At 52.8% G+C, this 21,362-nt stretch carries 16 protein-coding genes; 14 read left to right on the forward strand and 2 right to left on the reverse strand.

Going from position 1 to position 21,362, the window contains the following annotated elements; genetic code table 11:
* Positions 1–27: 27 nt before the first annotated feature.
* Positions 28–1,308, reverse strand: a complete 1,281-nt coding sequence (locus ACP3TC_RS02855; RefSeq protein WP_426817476.1) for a 4-aminobutyrate--2-oxoglutarate transaminase — start codon at positions 1,306–1,308, stop codon at positions 28–30.
* A gap of 111 nt (positions 1,309–1,419) precedes the next feature.
* Between ACP3TC_RS02855 and ACP3TC_RS02860 the strand changes: the two genes are divergently transcribed.
* Positions 1,420–2,937, forward strand: coding sequence for a PLP-dependent aminotransferase family protein (locus ACP3TC_RS02860; RefSeq protein WP_313853726.1), 1,518 nt, complete (start codon positions 1,420–1,422; stop codon positions 2,935–2,937).
* Here ACP3TC_RS02860 and ftnA read toward each other — a convergent pair.
* A complete protein-coding gene (ftnA, locus tag ACP3TC_RS02865) occupies positions 2,919–3,431 on the reverse strand; it encodes a non-heme ferritin (protein ID WP_313853724.1) in 513 nt (170 codons plus the stop codon). The two genes, ACP3TC_RS02860 and ftnA, sit on opposite strands and share 19 nt — an antisense overlap.
* A 447-nt stretch (positions 3,432–3,878) precedes the next feature.
* On the opposite strand from ftnA, the gene ACP3TC_RS02870 reads away from it, so the two are divergent.
* The 13 genes from ACP3TC_RS02870 to ACP3TC_RS02930 all read left to right on the forward strand — a co-directional run bounded on the left by ACP3TC_RS02870 (position 3,879) and on the right by ACP3TC_RS02930 (position 21,220).
* Positions 3,879–5,624: an IucA/IucC family protein gene (locus ACP3TC_RS02870; RefSeq protein WP_426817477.1), complete on the forward strand. Its 1,746-nt coding sequence runs from the start codon at positions 3,879–3,881 to the stop codon at positions 5,622–5,624.
* Entirely contained in the window at positions 5,621–6,571 is a 951-nt protein-coding gene (locus tag ACP3TC_RS02875) for a GNAT family N-acetyltransferase (protein WP_426817478.1), read from the forward strand. Before ACP3TC_RS02870 ends, ACP3TC_RS02875 begins: the two co-directional genes overlap by 4 nt.
* A complete protein-coding gene (locus ACP3TC_RS02880) occupies positions 6,568–8,316 on the forward strand; it encodes an IucA/IucC family protein (RefSeq protein ID WP_426817479.1) in 1,749 nt (582 codons plus the stop codon). The genes ACP3TC_RS02875 and ACP3TC_RS02880 overlap by 4 nt, the downstream gene beginning before the upstream one ends.
* Positions 8,313–9,632, forward strand: coding sequence for a lysine N(6)-hydroxylase/L-ornithine N(5)-oxygenase family protein (locus ACP3TC_RS02885; protein WP_426817480.1), 1,320 nt, complete (start codon positions 8,313–8,315; stop codon positions 9,630–9,632). Before ACP3TC_RS02880 ends, ACP3TC_RS02885 begins: the two co-directional genes overlap by 4 nt.
* Before the next feature lie 30 nt (positions 9,633–9,662).
* Complete coding sequence (locus tag ACP3TC_RS02890) at positions 9,663–11,852, forward strand: TonB-dependent siderophore receptor (protein WP_426817481.1); 2,190 nt, start codon at positions 9,663–9,665, stop codon at positions 11,850–11,852.
* A gap of 107 nt (positions 11,853–11,959) precedes the next feature.
* On the forward strand, positions 11,960–12,307 hold the full coding sequence (locus tag ACP3TC_RS02895; protein ID WP_426817482.1) for a hypothetical protein: 348 nt from the start codon (positions 11,960–11,962) through the stop codon (positions 12,305–12,307).
* Between the two features lie 176 nt (positions 12,308–12,483).
* Complete coding sequence (locus tag ACP3TC_RS02900) at positions 12,484–13,347, forward strand: ChaN family lipoprotein (RefSeq protein WP_426817483.1); 864 nt, start codon at positions 12,484–12,486, stop codon at positions 13,345–13,347.
* A 5-nt stretch (positions 13,348–13,352) separates the two neighbouring features.
* Positions 13,353–14,147, forward strand: a complete 795-nt coding sequence (locus tag ACP3TC_RS02905) for an energy transducer TonB family protein (RefSeq protein WP_426817484.1) — start codon at positions 13,353–13,355, stop codon at positions 14,145–14,147.
* 22 nt (positions 14,148–14,169) lie between these two features.
* Positions 14,170–16,296, forward strand: coding sequence for a S9 family peptidase (locus ACP3TC_RS02910; RefSeq protein WP_426817485.1), 2,127 nt, complete (start codon positions 14,170–14,172; stop codon positions 16,294–16,296).
* Complete coding sequence (locus ACP3TC_RS02915; RefSeq protein WP_426817486.1) at positions 16,293–18,518, forward strand: TonB-dependent receptor domain-containing protein; 2,226 nt, start codon at positions 16,293–16,295, stop codon at positions 18,516–18,518. Before ACP3TC_RS02910 ends, ACP3TC_RS02915 begins: the two co-directional genes overlap by 4 nt.
* A gap of 107 nt (positions 18,519–18,625) precedes the next feature.
* Positions 18,626–19,294 carry an iron efflux ABC transporter ATP-binding subunit FetA gene (fetA, locus tag ACP3TC_RS02920; protein WP_313853711.1) on the forward strand — a complete coding sequence of 223 codons (669 nt, stop codon included), beginning with the start codon at positions 18,626–18,628 and terminating at the stop codon, positions 19,292–19,294.
* On the forward strand, positions 19,281–20,048 hold the full coding sequence (fetB, locus tag ACP3TC_RS02925) for an iron efflux ABC transporter permease subunit FetB (RefSeq protein WP_313853709.1): 768 nt from the start codon (positions 19,281–19,283) through the stop codon (positions 20,046–20,048). Before fetA ends, fetB begins: the two co-directional genes overlap by 14 nt.
* A 101-nt stretch (positions 20,049–20,149) precedes the next feature.
* Positions 20,150–21,220 carry a LacI family DNA-binding transcriptional regulator gene (locus ACP3TC_RS02930; RefSeq protein WP_426817487.1) on the forward strand — a complete coding sequence of 357 codons (1,071 nt, stop codon included), beginning with the start codon at positions 20,150–20,152 and terminating at the stop codon, positions 21,218–21,220.
* Positions 21,221–21,362: the final 142 nt, after the last annotated feature.

Consider the following 21,362-nt stretch of genomic DNA (forward strand, 5'->3'; position numbering starts at 1 on the left):
ACTGTCAGTGGTCGCGAGGTCAGCGCGTTAGATCTGTGCTGCCAGAGCCTGTTTCAGCAGGGTAAGCGCTTCGGCAAACTGCGCATCGGGAATGGTCAGGGGATAAAGGAAACGAATTACATTGCCGTGCTGACCACAGGTCAGCAGCAGCAGGCCATTCGCCATGGCATGTTGTTGTACCGCGCGGGTGATGTCAGCGTCAGGCCTGCCGCTGTCAGGATGACAAAACTCCACCGCAATCATTGAGCCACGCGCACGAATATCGGCAATCTGCGGCATGCTGCGCTTTGCCTGCTGCAATACTTCAACCAGGGCGGCACCGAGTTGGTTAGCACGCTGACAAAGCTGTTCCTCATCGATCACATCCATCACCGCATGTGCGGCAGCAACCGCCAGCGGATTACCGGCATAGGTGCCACCGAGACCGCCTGCTGCAGGCGCGTCCATCACTTCAGCGCGTCCGGCGACTGCCGAAAGCGGCATACCGCCCGCCAGGCTTTTTGCCATGGTGATCAGATCGGCTTTTACTTCGCCATAGTGCTCCATGGCAAACAGTTTTCCGGTGCGGGCAAAGCCGCTTTGAACCTCATCGGCAATCAGCAGAATGCCGTAGCGATCGCAAAGCTGGCGGAGTTGCGCAAGGAACGGCGTTGGAGCGATATGAAAACCGCCTTCTCCCTGCACCGGCTCCAGCACAATCGCGGCGACATCTTCCGGCGCAATGTCATGCGCAAACAGCGCGTCAATGCTGTTAATGGCATCCTCGACGTTGACGCCGCGTAAGATATTGGGATAGCGGGCATGGAATACGCCTGCCGGCATTGGGCCAAAATCACGCTTGTAAGGCGCGACTTTGCCGGTCATCGCCATCGTCATTAAAGTGCGCCCATGAAAAGCGCCTCCAAAGGTGATAATGCCGTGGCGTCCGGTGCTGGCTCGGGCAATTTTCACCGCGTTTTCTACCGCTTCGGCGCCGGTGGTAAAAAAGGCGGTTTTAGCCGGGCCGTTAACCGGCACGCGCTGATTAATACGTTCGGCTAATGAAATGTAGCTCTCATAAGGCACAATCTGAAATGCGGTATGGGTAAACTGCGTCAGCTGTTGGGCGATGGCTGCCGTCACTTTAGGATGGCGATGGCCGGTGTTCAGTACCGCAATGCCGGCGGCAAAATCGATATAGCGGTTGCCTTCAACATCCCACAGGGTGGCGTTCTCGGCGCGTTCGGCAAACCAGTTACACATCACGCCAACCCCACGTGGGGTGGCATTCAAACGACGCTGGTTGAGAGGGGCGTTTTTGTTGTCCATCCTGTTACTCCGCGGTTATTAGTTATTTACAAACGTTAAGCAATAACGTCTATTTACCCGCTAGCGAAGCGTTGTGACGAGAGCCATTTTTACACTGAGGGAGGGAGCCAATTGCGTACTCTGCACGGAGATCACCTTTTGCAGCGACTGCAACGGGAAACCGAAGGCGCACTGCATGCGCGGCTGTTTCGCAGTCTGCGCGGCGCGATTATCGACGGCATTATGCTGCCGCAAAGCCGACTACCGGCATCGCGCGATCTGGCTCACGAACTGGGCGTATCACGCAATACGGTACTGAATGCCTATGAACACTTACTGGCGGAAGGCTATGTCAAAGCACGCACCGGCAGCGGCACCTGGGTAGCGGAAACGCTGCCAGACAGCTGTCTCTCCTCCAGCGGATCGGCCAGCTGCACGCCGCAGCGTCGTGCAACGGAGGTAAAAATGTCGCGGCGCGGTGCCAGTTTGCTCGGTTATGCCGGGGCGTCGCCGCACCAGTGGGGAGCTTTTGTGCCGGGTGCGCCGGATGTCACCGCGTTTCCTCATGCGCAGTTCAGCCGTATTCAGGCGCGACTCAGCCGCGAACCGGATATTGAACGGTTGATCTACAGCAGTGCTGGTGGTTGCAGCGAACTGCGCAGTGCATTGGCGGATTATCTGCGCGTAGCGCGATCGGTTAACTGCGATGCCGATCAGATTCTGATCACCGAAGGGGTTCATCAGGCGGTGGATCTGGTTTCACGCATGCTGTGTGATAGCGGCGATCGGGTATGGATCGAAGACCCTGGCTACTGGGGAACGCGCAATATCCTGCGCATCAACGGGCTAAAAATTATGCCGGTGCCGGTGGATGAGGAGGGCATTATCCCTGCCAGCGATGCCGACCGCACGCCACCACGGCTGATGTTTGTTACGCCTTCACACCAGTATCCGCTGGGGGCGCATCTTAGTCTGGCCCGCCGTCAGCAGATGCTGGCGCTGGCGCGACGCCATCACAGCTGGATTGTGGAAGATGATTATGACAGCGAGTTTCGCTTTTCCGGACAGCCTTTTCCCTCGTTGCAGGGGCTGGAAGCGGATGCACCGGTGATCTATATGGGCACTTTCAGTAAAACGCTTTATCCGGCCCTGCGTATCGGCTACATGATCGTACCGAAGCAGCTGATGACTCCGCTACGCACTGCGGCAGCTGAGCTTTATCGTGGCGGGCATTTACTGATCCAGCGGGCGCTGGCTGAATTTATTCGTGAAGGGCATTATGCGGCGCATATCCGTCGGATGCGGCTGCTGTATGGCAAACGCCGCGCCTTTCTGATATCACTGATCCAGCGCTATTTGGGGCCGGATTTTTTGCGTGAGTTCAATCATGAGGCTGGGCTGCATCTGGTGCTTAATCTGCCGGACGGCTGTGATGATGTGGCAATTGCCGCGCAGGCGTTGCGCCAGGGAGTGAAGGTGCGCCCGCTGTCGCAATATTATATGCAACCGCAGGCAACACGCGGATTACTGCTGGGTTTTGCCTGCGTCGACGAGCGGGTAATGTTACCCGCTTTCAACGTGCTGCGTGACTGCCTGGCTAAAAATGGCGTGGCATCACGCGCTGACCATCATCAGGCTGCGGGACCGTGATTTTCCGCGCCCATTTTAGCCAGATCTTTATCGACAAAGAACAGGCCTTTGCCACTGGTGCCAACCAGCGCCAGTTTATCCAGTACCGATTTAAACAGTTTCTCTTCTTCGTGCTGTTCAGACACATACCACTGCAGGAAGTTGAAAGTGGAATAATCCTGTGAGGTCATGGCGTAGTGCGCCAGCTCATTAATTTTACCGGTAATCAGCTTCTCGTGTTCGTAGGTTTGTTCAAATACTTCTGCCAGCGAATTAAATGCTACCGGTGGTGCAGCGATACTGCCCAGTACCGGCATTGAGCCTGTATCAGCCAGATAATCAAACAGGCGTTGCATATGCTGCATCTCTTCGCGCGAATGTTCTTTAAGAAATGCTGCGGCTCCTTCAAAGCCTTTGTCACCACACCATGCGCTCATTTGCAGGTAAAGATTAGCGGAGTAGAATTCCAGGTTTAACTGATCGTTCAGGCGCGCGGTCATTTCGTTAGTCAGCATGGCAGCTCCATAATAAGCGATTTGGATTTATATTTAGTTGATTTAAGCCAAGTATGCATCATGAAATAGCAAAGGGATATATTTTTAACGTAAAAGCAGAAAATTCTATCCTGTTGTTTTTAATTGTAATTACTCCGTTTGCTGAATGCTATTGATTCTCATTTTTTTCTGTATTTCATCCGTTATAATTCGCTGATAAAACAGCAAATGAGCAGTCTTTGATAGCGTTTTGGCTGAAGCTGATATTAATTTTCATTATCACAATAATTATATTCAATCATAATTATGATCATCATTTCATTTAGCCTTAAGTCACGAAGAACATTTTTCACTGCGACAAGCGTATTAATCAAAGCCGGCTCAAGAAACGCAAGCTAATAAGTTGATAATGTAAATCACTCTTGATATAAGAATCATTCTCAAGGATATCAGAGTGAGTCAAGGATTATGACCATTCAACATGCAGCATCCGTCACGGATGTTGCTGCGCAGTGTTTTCTTAATGCACTGACGCGCGAAACCCGGGACTGGCAAATTATTCCGGCTGGCGCAGCACAGCAATATGCACAACTGCAAATCTCGCTATTGCCTTCTCAAACGCTGTGTATTGACCTGCGCTTTTATTCGCTGACTCAGCATCATCACTATCTGTTTCCGGCGCGTCTGCATATTGACGGCGAGGAGGAGAGTCGCAGGCTCAGTCCGGAACAGCTGGTTGACCTGCTGCTGGCAAAGCCATCAATCAAAGATAGGGTGGATGAGCATCAGCTGGCACGTTTTCGCCAGCGCGTACTGGAGAGCCATTCCCATACACATCAGGCGATTGCCAGCCGTACGGACTGGCCCGGGCTGCGCGACAAACCGCTAAACTTTATTGACGCCGAGCAGGCGTTGCTGGTGGGCCATGCCTTTCATCCGGCACCAAAATCACATCAGCCTTTAACGCCCCAGCAGGCGCGTCGCTATTTGCCGGAGTTTGCCGCCGGATTTCCATTACGCTGGTTTGCTGTAGATAAGCGTTATCTGGTGGGTGACAGCCTGGGTCTGACGTTACAGCAGCGGCTGCACCGCTTTGCCGCAGAAAATGCGCCGCAGCTGCTGGCGTATTTTCTTGATGATATCTGGCTGCTGCCGATGCATCCGTGGCAGGCCGAGCGCCTGCTGACACAACCCTGGTGTCAGCAACTGGTGATGCAACAGCGGCTGCGCGATTTAGGCGAGGCTGGACAACGCTGGTCAGCGACCAGCTCTTGCCGTTCGCTGTACTGCGCCTCCAGCCGCGATATGGTGAAGTTTTCTCTTAGCGTACAGCTAACCAATTCATTACGAACATTATCGTTGAAAGAGTTGCAGCGCGGCATGCGGCTGGCACGACTGGCGCACACTGAGCGCTGGCAGCAATTACAGGCGCGTTTTCCGACGCTGCAAGTGATGCAGGAAGATGGCTGGGCAGGATTGTGCGATGCTGAGGGGCATTTACAGCCGGAGAGCCTGCTGGCGCTGCGGGTTAATCTGCTGTTTGGCCAGCCACACAGCCAGACTAATGTGCTGGCAAGCCTGACTCAGGCGGCACCGGATGGCGGCGACAGTCTGCTGGCAGCGGCGGTGCATCGATTATCAGCACGGCTTGAGATTTCATTGCCGCAAGCGGCTTACTGCTGGCTGGATGCCTGGTGCCAGCAGGTGCTGATGCCGCTGTTCAGCTGTGAAGCCGATTACGGGCTGCTGCTGCTGGCACATCAACAGAATATCCTGGTGGTGATGCAGCAGGATTTACCGGTTGGCATGATGTTTCGTGATTGTCAGGGCAGTGGTTTTACCGCCGCTGCAGGCAGCTGGCTGGCGCAGATTGACGAAGCCAGTGCAGAAAATAGCTTCAGTGAGCAGCAACGGCTGCGCTATTTTCCCTATTACCTGATCGTTAACTCGGCACTGGCAGTGACTGCGGCACTGGCCGCCGCCAGGTTTGCTGAGGAAAGCCAGCTGATCGCGCGGGTTCGCGATATCCTGAGTCAGCTGCGGGCAACGGTCAGCGATCCGTTATGCCTCGATTATGTGCTGGATAGCGCCGAATGGCGCTGCAAAGGCAATTTCTTCTGCTCTCTGCGTGGACACAATGAAAACACGCTTATCGATCCGGCCGAGATCTACTTTTCGTTGACCAATCCATTGCCTGGTGAGGTGAGCCTGTGATGCCTTCTGCCAGAGTAGTGCACGCCAGCAGGGGTTTTCGCTGTGAACGGCTGGAGCAAAATCTGTCGGTTGGCCTTGGGCGGGATGGCAGCGCAGTGCTGCACTCGCCGGGTGAACTGCCCGCTGGCTGGTTAATTGCTGCATGCGATCAGCTACTGATCGCCGCCCCCGAACTGAGCGGCATTATGCTGCCGTATGCTGAATGGTGCGATCAACCACAGGCGCAGGCGCTGTTTGCGCAGCTCTGCGGAGATTATCTGGCGCGTGAGCAATTTTATCAGCTGCCGCTGTGGCTGACATCAGCGGCGAGACCGCCTGCCAGTGAGATGCACTATGATGCCAGCCATGAACTGTGGCTGCCGCGACGGCCACCACGTCCGGAAGGTGAGGTTTATCGCCGCTTCGATCCTCTGATAAAACACAGCTTAAGTTTCCGCCTGCCGGATGTGGCGCGCGATGCCGAGCAGTTTACCCGCTGGATGAATGCGCCGCGCGTTGATGCGTTCTGGGAAATGCGCGGGCCGCTGGAGCAGCAGGTTGCCTATCTGCAACGCCAGCTCGACTCACGCTATTGCTATCCGTTGCTGGGCTGTTTCGATGACCAGCCGTTTGGCTATTTCGAGGTTTACTGGGCTGCGGAAGATCGCATTGGTCAGCATTATCGCTGGCTGCCGTTTGATCGTGGCTTACACATGCTGGTAGGTGAAGAGAACTGGCGTGGTGCGCCGTATATTCACAGCTGGCTGAGCGGGTTGACTCACTACCTTTATCTTGATGAAAGCCGTACCACCCGGGTGGTGGCAGAACCGCGTGCTGATAATCAGCGGTTATTCCGTCATCTGCCTGCCGCAGGTTATCAGACGGTGAAAGAGTTCGATTTTCCCCATAAGCGCTCACGGCTGATTATCAATCAGCGTGAAGCCTTCTTTCGGAGGTTTGGCCGATGATCGCGTCTGACTATCCGGACTGGCAACGGGTTAATCGCCAGATGATCGCGCGGATGCTGGCTGAACTGGAGTATGAGCAACTGTTGCAGGCCCACCAGCAGGATGGCGCGTGGCGAATTGTGGTCGGTGAGGCAGGCTACCGCTTCTGCGCGACGCGCGGAATCTGGGGATGGCTGCATATCGATGTTGCCAGTCTGAGCTGCGATGGCTTCCCACTGGAGGCCGATCAGATGCTGTGCCAGCTGGCGGGTATGCTGAAGATGAATGATGCGCAGATCGCTGAACAGCTGGAAGATCTTTATGCCACGCTACGCGGCGATATGCAGCTGCTGTTTGCGCGCCATGGCTGCAGTGCGGCGGATCTGATCGCCCTCGATCCTGAGGCCTTACAGTGTCTGCTGGCTGGACATCCGAAATTTATTTTTAATAAAGCGCGACGTGGCTGGGGGCTGAGTGCATTACGCCAGTACGCACCGGAATATCAGGGGCAGTTCCGTCTATGCTGGCTGGCGGCGCGGCGCACCCATTTTGTCTGGAGTGCGGATCGGCTTCACTCGCTGGATGCGTTACTTAACAGCGCGATGGATAAGGTTGAACGACGGCGCTTTGACCGCCACTGGCAACAGCTTGAGCTGGACGATCGGTGGATCCCGCTGCCGGTACATCCGTGGCAATGGCAGCAAAAAATCGCGCTGCATTTTCTGCCGCAGCTGGCAAAAGGTGAGCTGGTAGAACTGGGGGAGTTTGGCGATCTTTATCTTGCTCAGCAATCATTGCGTACTCTGACCAATATCAGCCGTAACGTCGCTTTCGACATCAAGCTGCCGCTGACGATTTACAACACCTCCTGTTATCGCGGTATTCCCGGAAAATATATCAGTGCCGGACCGGCCGCTTCGCACTGGCTGCAACAGATTTTTGCCGAGGACTGCACCCTGCGCAGTAGCGGCGCGACGATTCTTGCTGAACCGGCAGCGGGTTATATGGCGCATCCGACCTATGCCATGCTCAGGCACGCGCCATACCGTTATCAGGAGATGCTGGGAATTATCTGGCGTGAAAACCCCGGCTGTTACCTGAAACAGGGTGAGCAGGCGGTACTGATGGCGGCACTGATGGAGTGCGACAATCAGGGCAACCCGCTGATTGTTGAGTGGATTAACGCGTCGGAACTGAGTGCGGAACAGTGGCTGCTGCAACTGTTTCATTGCGTGGTGGTGCCGCTGTATCACCTGATGTGTTGTTATGGCGTTGGGCTGATTGCCCACGGGCAAAACATCACGCTGGTGATAAAAAATCACTTGCCGCAGCGTATTTTTCTCAAAGATTTTCAGGGAGATATGCGCTTGGTCGATCTGGATTTCCCCCAAATTTCCTCGTTGCCCGCCGGGGTCAAAGAGGTCACTGCTCGTCTCTCGGCGGACTACCTGATTCATGACTTACAAACCGGGCATTTTGTTACCGTATTACGCTTTATCTCACCGCTGCTGGCTTCAGGTGGGTTGAGCGAAATGCGTTTTTATCAGCTGCTGGCGCAGGTGCTGCAGCAATATATGGCACAGCATCCACAGCTGGCGGATCGTTTTGCGCTGTTCGATCTGTTTAAACCGCAAATCTTACGTGTGGTGCTGAATCCAGTGAGGCTGACCTGGTCAGAGCAGGATCGGGGTCAGCGCATGTTGCCGCAGTACCGACAGGATCTCGATAACCCGCTGTATAGGGTCAGCATGGAGCAGGATCAGTGAAGCAGCCTCTTGATTTTATCGGTATTGGAATTGGCCCGTTTAATCTCAGTATCGCCGCACTGGCGAGTGAGGTACCCGGTTTCAACTGTCAGTTTTTTGAAAGCAAAGCGCGGTTCTCCTGGCATCCGGGCATGATGGTGCCGGAGTGTCAGATGCAGACCAGTTTTCTCAAGGATCTGGTTAGTGCGGTATCACCGACCAACTACTACAGCTTTATTAACTATCTGGTACAGCGCAAGAAATTCTATCGTTTCCTGACAACAGAGCAGCGCACCGTATCGCGTGAGGAGTTCGCCGATTATCTTGATTGGGTCGCCAGCCGCCTCGACTCACTGGCCTTCAGCCAGCAGATCGACAGCGTGGATTTTGACGATCGTCAGCGGCTGTTTGTGGTGACGACTTCGCAGGGTATCTGTCGCGCACGTCATATCTGCCTCGGCATCGGCAAAAGGCCGGCCCTGCCAGAGTGTGTCAGTGAGCAGAATGCGCACTGTTTTCATGCCAGTGAGATGGCGTTGCGTAATCCCGATCTCAACGGAAAGCGGGTCACCATCGTCGGCGGTGGACAGAGCGGTGCTGATCTGTTCCTCAATATTTTCCGCGCAGAATGGGGGGTGCCGCAGCAGCTTAACTGGTTATCACGGCGTAACAACTACCAGGCGCTGGATGAAGCGGCGTTCGCGAATGAGTACTTTACACCGGATTATGTGCAGAGTTTCTTTAGCCTGAACGACGGCGCGAAGCAGCAGCTACTTGCTGAGCAAAAGATGACTTCCGATGGCGTTACCAGTGAATCGCTACTGACGATTTATCGCGCCATGTACCACCGTTTTGAGGTACTGCGTGAACCGGTCTGGGCACGACTGCTGCCGAGCCGCAGCCTGACCGCTCTGCACCGGCAGTCGCAGGGCTATCGGCTGGTCACGCAGCATCATCTCGACCAGGGCTATGAGCATTTCGATAGTGATGTCGTGATCTTTGCCACCGGCTATCAACAGTATCGCCCGGCATTCCTCAGCCCGTTAGTGCATCGGCTGCAACTGACCGCCGATCGGCAGTACCAGATTACTCCAGATTTCACCCTGCGCTGGGATGGCCCGCAGGACAACTGCCTGTTTGCCGTTAATGCCAGCATGCACAGTCATGGCATTGCGGAACCGCAGCTCAGCCTGATGGCCTGGCGATCGGCGCGTATTCTTAATCGGGCTTTAGGGCGTCAGCAGTTCGATTTAACGTCCAGCCCATCGGTGATCCACTGGCGTAGTCAGTGCCCGGTTACCGATCTTCAGCACAACCAGTTTGATTACACGCCTTAATAAACGGACTTTTTAAGGAAAAAATAGAAAATGATAAAAATAAGTACTCTGTGGATCGTAAACCTTTGCCTGTTAATGATGTTGTCACCCCCCGCCTGGGCCGCCGAGGAGAATCAGATAGTGGTATCTGCCAGCCGTGCGCACCGGACGGTGGCAGAAATGGCGCAAACCAGCTGGGTGATTGAAAGCCAGGAGATTGAACAGCAGGTGCAGGGTGGAAAAGAGCTGAAAGAGATTCTTGCCCAGTTAATACCGGGAATGGACGTCAGCAGTCAGGGGCGTACCAACTACGGCATGAATATGCGTGGCCGCTCGATGATGGTGATGATTGACGGCGTAAGACTTAACTCATCGCGCAGTGACAGCCGCCAGCTGGATGCCATCGATCCGTTTAATATCGCTCATATTGAAGTGATTTCTGGGGCTACCTCGCTGTATGGCGGTGGCAGTACCGGCGGCTTAATCAATATCGTCACCAAAAAGGGACAGGCGGAAAAGCAGGTCGAATTGCAGCTCGGCGGTAAAAGCGGTTTTAACAGCCACAGCGATCGCGATGAAAATATCGCCGCCGCAATTGGCGGCGGTAATGAAAAGGCGTCGGGGCGCCTGTCGCTGTCTTACCAACGCTATGGCGGCTGGTACGACGGTAAAGGCAATGAGGTATTGATCGACAATACTCAGACCGGATTACAGTATTCGCACCGCATTGATCTGATGGGCACCGGTACGCTGAATATTGACGAGCATCAGCAGCTCCAGCTGACTACGCAATATTTCAACAGTGAGTCGGATGGCAAGCATGGCCTCTGGCTTGGCGAAAATTTTTCGGCGGTGACCGGCAAGGGCACGGCTGCCAACCGCGGCGGGCTGAAGTCCGATCGCATTCCCGGTACTGAGCGTCATCTGATTAATTTGCAATATTCCAACACCGATTTCTGGGGGCAGGATTTTGTGGCACAAATTTTTTATCGTGATGAGTCACTGACCTTTTATCCGTTTCCGACATTGAGTAAAGGTGTGGTCAGCAGCATAAGCGCCTCACAGCAGAAAACCGATTTTTATGGTGGCAAGCTGACACTGAACAGCCAGCCGCTCGATAGTCTGACGCTAACCTGGGGGATTGATGCGGAACATGAAAGCTTCAATGCCAATCAGCAGTTTTTTAATCTGGCGAAGGCGCAGCAGTCCGGAGGAATGATACTGCAGAACGCCTATAATGTCGGTCGTTACCCGGGTTATACCACCACCAATCTCGCGCCGTTTATGCAGGCCAGCTACGATATTGATCCGATGTTTACCCTGAGCGGCGGCGTGCGTTATCAGTACACCGAAAACCAGGTCGATGATTTTATCGGTTATGCGCAACAGCAGGCGATTGCTAACGGGCTGGCGACTTCCGCCGATGCGGTACCGGGCGGCAACACCAGTTACAACAACCTGTTGTTTAACGCCGGTTTGCTGGCACATCTGACTAAGCGTCAGCAGGCGTGGTTCAACTTCTCACAAGGGTTTGAGATCCCCGATCTGGCAAAATATTATGGTTCCGGCAGTTATAAGCTGGTGAATGGTCACTATCAATTGCAAGACAGCGTTAACGTTAACGATTCTAAGCTCGACGGAATTAAGGTTAACTCGTGGGAGCTGGGCTGGCGCTACACCGGTGATAATCTGCGCACTCAACTGGCGGCGTACTATTCCTTGTCGGACAGAACCATCTCGATCAATAAAACCGATATGACCATTAATCTTGAAGACGATAAGCGTCGTATCTATGGGATGGAAGGGGCGCTGGATTACTTCTTTGATAATAGCGAGTGGAGTGCTGGCAGCACCTTTAATCTGATTAAATCGCAGACCCGGGTGAACGGAAGCTGGAATAAACTAACGGTAGACAGTGCCAGTCCGTCAAAGGCCACGGCTTATATTGGCTGGGCGCCGGGCGAATGGAATTTGCGGCTGCAATCTCAGCAAACCTTTGATGTTTCCGATGAGAAAGGCAACAGGCTTGAAGGGTATAACACCATCGACTTTTTGGGCAGCTATGCGTTAGCGGTGGGTAAAGTCAGCTTCAGTGTGGAAAATCTGCTGGATAACGATTACACCACACTTTGGGGGCAGCGCGCGCCGTTACTCTACAGCCCGACCTATGGCTCACCTGCGCTTTACAGCTACAAGGGGCGTGGCCGCACCTTTGGTCTGAATTATTCGGTGGTATTTTGATTTTTTGACGCGGTATGATGCGGGCGGCGATGACGCCGCCGGTAAATCAGCTCTGCACAGATAACCTGTTTGCCGACTGTTAAAGGTCTTACTAAATGGTAACCAGGATGAATAAACGCAGTGCCCTGATAAAATTTTTTCTGCCGCTGGTGGTGCTGGCAGTAATTGTTGGCTATATGTCGCTATCGCGTGTTGATAAGCAGGAGCAGGATTATTATGTGGCGGTTTATTGTCAGGCGGTTAAATTGCCTGACTACCGCTCACCACTGGCCGCGATGCGGAAAATTGTTGACTCTGGTAATGGTGATTACGCGCTGGATCGTAAAAAGTTTAATCAGCAGGCAGCAGATAATGTGCTGAATACCGTCAGTAAACTGACAAATGTGCAGCGCAGCACATTGAAGGACGATGCTACCGTCTGTAGCCAGATAATCAGTGCGAAAATGGCCGGATAACCGGCCTTTATCCCTCAGTTCCCTCCCGATAATACCCTCACAAACTGGCCAGATTCGTTAAGATTTCGTAGAGAAATGATAATTATATTGATCGTGATTATGATAATTATTATCATTCGCTTTCGTAACTGAATATTAACACCAACTTCACTTGCCCCTCTCCTCAGGCCAAAAAAATGATAAAGACTAAGTTGTTAGTCGCAGGGCTACTGGTTTCATGGCTGGCTGGTTGCCAGCAACACGTCAGGCAATCTGAACCGCAGCTGACGCAATCGCTGGAATTTTCCTCACGAATTGAATCACTGCGAGATAATCAGCCGCTCTCTGCCGCTGCTCTGGTCGATAAACTCAGTGCTGCACCGATGGTTATCGTTGGTGAAAAGCACGACAACACCGATCACCATCGCATTGAGCAGTGGTTACTCAACCAGATGGCGAAAAGGCGGCAGCAGGGTAGTGTGCTGATGGAAATGATTGCCAGCGATCAACAGGAGGCGGTGAATCAACTTCAGCAGGGATTGAAAGGCGAGCCCTATATTCGTGATGAGCGTCTGCAACAGCTGTTGCAGTGGAATAAAGGCTGGCCGTGGGCGCTGTATGGCGGAGTAGTGACCACTGCGCTGCACGGAGACTATCCATTGCTGGCTGCCAACCTCAGCGCCAGCGAAGTGAAGCAGATTTATCAGAGTAAGCAATTGCCCGCAGGCGAACTGTCGACGCGGCAACCGGTGCTGGATGCGCTGTCGACGCTGATTGTGACCATGCATGGCGGTCAGATTGATAACGATCGTCTGGCATCGATGCTGGCGGTGCAGCAGCAGCGCGACCGCTTTATGGCGCAGCAGTTACTGGCAGCGCCGAAACCTGCGCTGTTGATCGCCGGCGGTTATCACGCTGCCCGTAATCTTGGTGTGCCTCTACACCTGCACGATCTGGATAAACAAGCCCGGCCATTGGTACTGATGCTGGCGGAGCAGGGAATGAAGATCACCGCCGATCAAGCGGATTATGTCTGGTACGTTGCTGTCGCTGCGCGCTGATGTCGATGATGCTGACAACTGCACCTTATCTGCATCGTCCGCGCTGGCGTGCAGGCCTCTGCTGTAGCGTTATCGTTCACTTGCTGCTGGTGGCGCTTTTAATTACCACCTGGCGCGATAACACGCCGCCGCCAGCGCCACCGGCGGCAGTGATGCTGGCGTTTTCCAAGCAATTTCAGGTCACCAATCGTCAGCCGGATGTGCCATTGGGTATTAATCAGCAACAGAAGGTGGACGCAGCCACCCCGGAAACTACGCCAGAGAAGCAACAGATGCATCGGGTAGTCACGGCGGATAATGCTGAGTTGCAGCAGCCAAAAACGCAAAAGGCCACGCCGAAGCCGACCAAACCGCATGATATGAAGCACAAAAATTTGCTGCCTCAGAAAGCGGTGGAAGGTAATGCAAAAGTGGCTAACCGCGCGGCACCCAAGCCACAGTTAAATGTTGCCAGCACCACCGCCGCGCCGGTAGCCAGTGATGCGGCTACCGTGAGCAACAGTCAGCTAAGCTGGGAAGGGTTAGTTAAAGGGAAACTGAATTTGGTTAAAGCCTATCCGGCAGATGCCAGACGACGTGGCCGATCGGGTATCGTGCTGGTGTCATTTGTGGTGGGTGCCGATGGCGGCGTGATCTCCCGCCAGCTTATTCGTTCATCGGAAACGCTTTCGCTCGACAGAGAGTCACTGGCAATGATTGATCGCGCCCAGCCTTTTCCACCGCCGCCAGCAGAAATATTAACTGGCGGTATGTATAAAGTAACCATGCCGGTGAGTTTTGATTTAAATCAGGCTAATTAATTCTATCTAAGAGTTTTATTCAATGCTGAATATTCGTTGGGTCATGATGGCTAATTTATTATTAGCCATGCATTTCGCCGTGGCTGCTTCTCAGCCAGCCGCGCCGGTAGCAGAGAGTAAACCGGAAATCATCGTCACCCAGGGGGAATCCCGTGAGGATAACTATCACTGGCTGCGGGATGACTCACGGCAAAATAAAAAAGTGCTGGACTATCTGACGGCAGAGAATAATTACACCGCCGGGATATCACAACGCTGGCAGCCGCTCAGCAAGCAAATATATGCTGAAATGAGTGAGCGGCAGGCGCAGGATAAATATTCCCCACCCTATGAAATAAAGGGTTATCGATACCAAAGTCAGTTCCCGGAAAATGCCAATTATCCGCAACTAATGCGCCAGAAAAATGGAGAGGTAGTCTGGCAAAAGGTGCTCGATGCGAATCAGCGCAGTCAGGGAAAGCGATATTATCATCTCTCGCGCTATGTAGTCAGTGACGATAATCGCTATCTGGCGATTGCTGAAGATTTACGTGGGGATGGTCAGAATCAGCTGGCGTTGCTGGATATGCAAAGCGGCAAATGGTTGCCAGACAGTATCGCCAACAGCTCAGGCGATATGGTATTCAGTCAGGATGGTCATACGCTGTTTTATGTGCTGAACGATCCGCAAACCCTGACGCCATCTAAAGTGATGCAACATCGCCTGCATGATGCCGGGCCGGATAAACTGGTTTATCAGCAGCAGGATCAGACGCTGTATACCGGTATTGCTCGCTCGGCATCGAACGACTATCTGCTGATTACTTCCAGCGGTAATGACTCTTCGGAGGTCAGAGTTTTATCCCTTACCAGGCCGCAGGCTGCATTGCAGCTGATACAACCGCGTCGAACCGCTGTTGAGTATTATGTTGATCATATCAACGGCCAGTTCTTTATGCGCAGTAATGCCAGGGATAAGAACTTCGAAATTTATTCTTTCCGCCAGCCGGGCGATAGCTGGAAAACGGTACTTGCTGCGAAAAATAATATTGAAGTTGAAAGCTTCAGCCTGTTTGATCGCTGGCTGACGGTGATTCAACGTACCGACGGTAAAACCGAGTTTGCCAGAATGGAGTTTTCCACTGGCCAATGGCAAAACCTGCAATTTCCGGACGCCAGCTATATGGCGCGGGTGGGAAATAATCCATCCAGTGATGCACAGGTATTTAATTATCTCTATTCATCTCTGGATAAACCGCTGGGTTATTATCAGTGGGATTTAGCCACTAATCGTACCCGACTGGTACATCAGAAAAAAATTGCCAGGTTTCAGCAAAGCCAGTACGCCAGTGAGCGGGTGCAAATTGGCGCACGCGACGGTCAGCAGATTCCCGTATCACTGGTGTATCGCAAGGATAGTTTCAGGCAAGGGCATAATCCGCTGCTGGTATATGGCTACGGGGCTTACGGTGTCAGCCTCGATGCGGCATTCAGTGCGCCACGCCTCAGCTTGCTCGACCGGGGTTTTGTCTTTGCGCTGATACACGTGCGTGGTGGTGGTGAGAAGGGCGTGAACTGGTATCTGAGCGGTAAAAAGGCACTTAAGCAAAACAGTTTTAACGACTTTATAGATGCCACTCGCGGCCTGGTCGCACTGGGTTATGGCGCAGAAAAACGTGTTTACGGTATGGGGGGCAGCGCCGGCGGTTTGTTGCTGGCCGCAGTAGTGAATCAGGCTCCCGGACTGTTGTCGGCGGTGGTGCTACAGGTGCCGTTTGTTGATGTGCTGAACACCATGCTGGATGCTTCGCTGCCCATGACGCAGCAGGAATATGAAGAGTGGGGTAATCCGGCTACTGCTGAATATTATCCGATAATTAAATCTTACAGTCCTTATGAGAATCTCTCCGCACAAGAATATCCCGATATGCTGGTGACCAGCGGATTAAATGATTCACGCGTACCCTATTGGGAGGCGGCGAAATATGTCGCCCGTCTGCGCGTGCTTAATCAAAACAAGCAGGCGAGAATTCTGCTTAATACTAATATGCATGCCGGGCACAGTGGCGAAGCCGGACGCTATTCCCGTCTGCGCGACTCGGCTGGTGCATTTAGCTTTCTGCTTTACCTTGATAATGAAAAAAATAATACCTCAGGAGCATTACCTTGAAATATAAAAATATCGCCAACTGTGCATTGGCCAGCTGTCTTATTTTTCCTTGTATTGCCAGCGCTGCGGAAAAAAAAGGAGAGTCGACTTTCTCAACGTTAAAGGTTGCTGATAATACCCGGCAGCAGGAGAACGATAATGTCGGCTCCGATGAGGAAACTTACAGCAAGCCGGGCGCTTTTAGCTCACGCAAGATCAATAAGAATCTGCAAAGTCTTGATGCCACTTTGCGTACCATGCCGGGAACCTTTACCCAAATAGACCCGTTACAGGGGGCGGTGAATGTCAATATTCGCGGAATGAGCGGCTTTGGCCGCGTCAATACTATGGTTGATGGTGTCAGTCAGACCTATAACGGTATGGCGCCTTCCAGCTATCATGGTGGCGCGAACAGCTCTTCAGGCGTGTTAATTGATCCCAACTTCCTTGCCGGAGTGGATATTACCCGCGGCAGCAGCGCTGGAGCGCAGGGCGTTAATGCGCTAGCCGGCAGTGCCAATATGCGTACCATCGGCATTGATGATGTGCTGCTAAAAAATCGCCGGGCCGGTGTGCTGACGCGTTTTACCGTCGGAGATAATGGACTGGGGCGCAGTGGCATGGTGGCGGTGGCTGGCAGAAGCGAAACCTTTGGCGACGGTGGCAGCATCGGCGGCCTGCTGGGATTAAGTGATAATGTTCAGTATGCCACTTATAACAATGGTGCCGGCACCAGTAGCAGTGAGCTGTTTGGCTCAGATAACAATTACATGAAGCAGAAACCCAATTCGCAGCTGTATAAGCTTAACCTGAACCTCGATCGCTACAGTAAACTTGAACTGGCCGGACGTAACTACGCCAATAAGTTTACCCGCCGTGACATCACCAGCGATGATTATTATCTGAAATATGACTACACCCCGCTGTCAGAGCTGGTTGATGTAAATATATTGCTCAGTACCAGCCGCTCTAACCAGACTTATGATGTCAATTCACTCAGTGATGCCAATCATGCTTCCACCACTAATAAATCAGACGCCGTGAATATCAGTAATACCAGCCGTTTTTCGCTGAGCGATTACGATTTTGCCTGGCAGTATGGCGGTAAGGTAATGGATACCGAATATACCCGTGCTTATGATAACAGCGCTGAAAAAGTTTATAATACGTTTGCACCAGCGGGTAAGCAGAAGATCTCTGCGCTATACACCGGGCTGACGATAAATAAAGCTATTTATCAATTGGATTTAAATCTGAATTATACGCAAAGTCGGGTTAGTGGTTTCAAACCGGCATGTGCAGCGAATCAGCAATGCTTTCCGCAGGGCGCGGCAAATCTGAGGCTCAACGATCATGCAGTTAATCCTTCGGTGGCGTTTTCGGCGCAGGTGACGCCGTGGCTGCAACCCTTTATCAGCTATAGCCATTCCTCGCGTGCTCCGGTGCCACAGGAGGTCTTTTTTGCCAATGAAGGCGGCGCTTCAATGAATCCATTCCTGCAACCTGAACGGTCAGAGACCTGGCAGGCTGGATTTAATCTGGTAAAAAATGGGCTGTTGCTGGAGCAGGATAGCTTCAGGCTGAAAGCACTCGCCTATCAGACGCGGATTAAGGACTACATCAGCAGCCAGAACTATTATCTGTGCGCCAGCGGAGTTAAGTGCCGCAATGGTGAAGACAGCGATCCTAATTTCAAAGCCAATATTTACACCAACTCGCTGTCGCCGGTGAAAACCGAAGGCTATGAGATCGAAGCGAGCTATGATGTTGATTATGCCTATATTAATCTCTCCTGGAGTAAGCAACATACCGATCAGCCGACCTCCATCGCCAGTACCACCATGTTGGGTTTTGGCTACGATGATTTAAGCGATTTGCCGGACAGCTATGCCACGCTGGATATCGGCGCGCGTTTCCTTGCTAAAAAACTGGTGGTAGGCAGCCTGATTAAATTCACCGGAAAATCGAAGCGTTTACATCCTGAAGGTGAAAGTATTGATACCGGCGATGTGCCTAAAGATGATATGCCCAATATTCCAACGGTTATCGATGTTTACAGCAGTTATCAGATGACGGATAACCTGTTGTTACGCCTGAGCGTACAAAACGTGGGCAATAAAAACTATGCCGCCGCTTTGAATAAAATGAATCAGGATTATAACTACGTCGGCGATGATGGAAAGTCAGTTAATACCACCGCTCGTGGCCGCACCTGGGTATTTGGCGGTGAGCTGCGTTTTTAATTGCGTAAGGCAAAGCGGGCTGTCAGTAGGGCAGCCTGATAAAAAGGCGACAACAAGCGGCTTTTTAGCGCTATGCTTTTGCAGATTATTTTTCAGGATGAAGCAAAATGTCGACCGATTTTCCCCTGCTTGACGTGCAGGAAATAAGCTATTCCCTTGATGGCAGTCAGCTGCTGGCGCCGGTTTCGCTGGCGCTGAACGCCGGTGAGTTTGTACTGCTGACCGGGCCTTCCGGCAGTGGAAAAAGTACGCTGTTAAAGATTATTGCTTCGCTGTTGACGCCAACGACGGGCCATATCTTTTTTAAAGGCCAGCCGATCGGTGAGCTAAAAGCAGAACACTATCGCCAACAGGTCTCTTATTGTTTTCAGACGCCGGTACTGTTTGGCGAGACGGTATTTGATAACCTGGCACTGCCGTGGCAAATCCGCCACAAGAGAGTCGACAGGCCAAAACTGCAAAGCTGGTTGCAAAAGGTCAACCTGCCGCCGGAGATGCTGGATAAGAAAACGGAGCAGCTTTCCGGCGGTGAAAAACAGCGGGTGGCGCTGTTGCGCAACCTACAGTTCTTACCGGATGTTTTATTGCTTGATGAAATTACCAGTGCGCTGGATGAGGAAAACAAGCAGCTGATTAACCAGCTCATTACCGGGCTGGCGGCGGAAGAGGGTGTTGCCGTGATGTGGATCAGTCACGACAGTGCTGAAATCAGCCAGGCACAGCGGGTACTGACGCTCACGCCGGTCGGCCTGGAGAGTGCTAATGAGCCAGCATAATATTACCAATGAATCGCTTGCTCTGGCGCTGATGCTGGTAGTGATTGCCCTGCTGGTCAGTGGCAAAGAGAAGCTGGGTCTGGAAAAAGATATTGTCTGGAGCGTGGCGCGGGCGGTTGTTCAGCTGATCCTTGTCGGCTATGTGCTGAAGTATATTTTCGATTTGAACAACGGCTGGCTGACGGTGCTGATGGTGCTGTTTATCTGCGTTAATGCATCGCTAAATGCCCGCAAGCGCAGTCGCAATATCGGCAATGCCCTGATGATTTCGTTTGTTGCCATCACCGTGAGCACCACCTCGACGCTGACGATTCTGGTGCTGAGCGGCTCAATCGAATTTGTCCCGATGCAGGTGATTCCGATTTCCGGCATGATTGCCGGTAATGCGATGGTGGCGGTCGGGCTGTGCTACAGCAATCTGAATCAGCGTTTTGCCGACAATCAACAAAAAATCCTCGAAATGCTCAGCCTCGGCGCGTCAGTTAAACTGGCTTCCGCTAAGCTGATCCGCGACAGTATTCGCGCCGCGATGATCCCGACGGTTGATGCAGCCAAAACCGTCGGGCTGGTCAGCCTGCCAGGCATGATGTCCGGCCTGATTTTTGCCGGTATCGATCCGGTGAAAGCGATCAAGTATCAGATAATGGTGACGTTTATGCTGCTGGGTACCGCCAGCCTGTCGACCATTATTGCCGGTTACCTTGCTTACCGTCGCTTTTTTAATGCGCGCGCACAGTTAAAGCAAGCGGGTTAAACATTGCAGGGGAGTCTTTTTTGGCTCCCTTGATTGCACTACCCCGAGCCAGAATGTGTAGAATACCCGCCACCTGAGCCTGTCTGATAAGGAAGCCCGCGATGAAACCGAAGTCTGTGACCCTGTATGATGTGGCAGAGTGTGCCGGCGTCTCTTACCAGACCGTTTCACGCGTGATTAATCAGGCCAGTCACGTCTCAGAGAAAACGCGCCTCAAAGTTGAAGCGGCGATGAATGCGCTGAACTACGTGCCTAATCGCGTCGCACAGCAGCTGGCTGGCAAGCTCAGCCATACTATCGGGCTGGCCACCACTAATCTTTCTCTGCATGCACCGTCGCAAATCGTCGCGGCAATCAAATCCAAAGCGGGAGAAATGCAGTTCAATGTGGTGATTTCCATGATTGAACAAGCTGGGCTGGAGGCGAGTAAAGCGGCGGTCAACAGCCTGCTTTCTCAGCGGGTAGACGGACTGATCGTTAATATTCCACTGGAAGACGCTGAGGCGCTGGAGATCCAGCGACGTTGCGGTGAGGTTCCTGCGCTGTTTCTTGATGTATCGCCGGCACTGGCCGCCGATCATATTGTTTTCGATCCGACGATGGGAGCGTTGTTAGGCGTGGAACATCTTGTCGGGCTGGGCCACCAGAAGATTGCGTTACTGACCGGGCCGCTCAGTTCTGTCTCAGCGCGTCTGCGCTTTGAAGGCTGGCAACAGTGTCTTGCGGCGCATCAGTTAACCGCCAGCGCAATTATGCACGGCGACTGGAGCTCTCTTTCCGGTTATCAGCAGGTGATCCAGCTATTACGCGGCGGGGTGAGCCCGAGCGCTATTCTGGTCGCAAACGATCAAATGGCACTCGGCACGCTGCGGGCATTGTCAGAATTTGGTCTTGCAGTGCCGGGCGATGTATCCGTGGTGGGTTATGACGATACCGAAGACAGTGCCTGTTTTATTCCACCACTGACCACCATTAAGCAGGATTTTAAAGCCTTAGGCCAGGTCAGCGTCGATCATCTGTTGGCGCTTATCAGGGAAGAACAGGTTGAGCCAGTCATATTGCCGGTCAGTCTTGTGGAACGCAAAACCACCGCTGCACCGTGCGCAATTACGCCACATGTTCTGGCTGAGGCGCTTGCGCGGCTTGCGTTGCAGGTCGCTCGCCTGAAATAAACCGCCGACGGTGGCGGGGGTGTGTATCCGGCATGCCGTCAGGGCGGGAGCCGATACTGCGGTTTATTTGTGACGACTATCACCGAATAACTCTAATCAGCTTTACAGCTACGTTAGCCAAAATCATATTACTTTAAAATTG

This window comes from Winslowiella sp. 2C04 (assembly GCF_050037805.1).
In the GTDB taxonomy this organism is placed as follows: Bacteria; Pseudomonadota; Gammaproteobacteria; order Enterobacterales; family Enterobacteriaceae; genus Erwinia; species Erwinia toletana_A.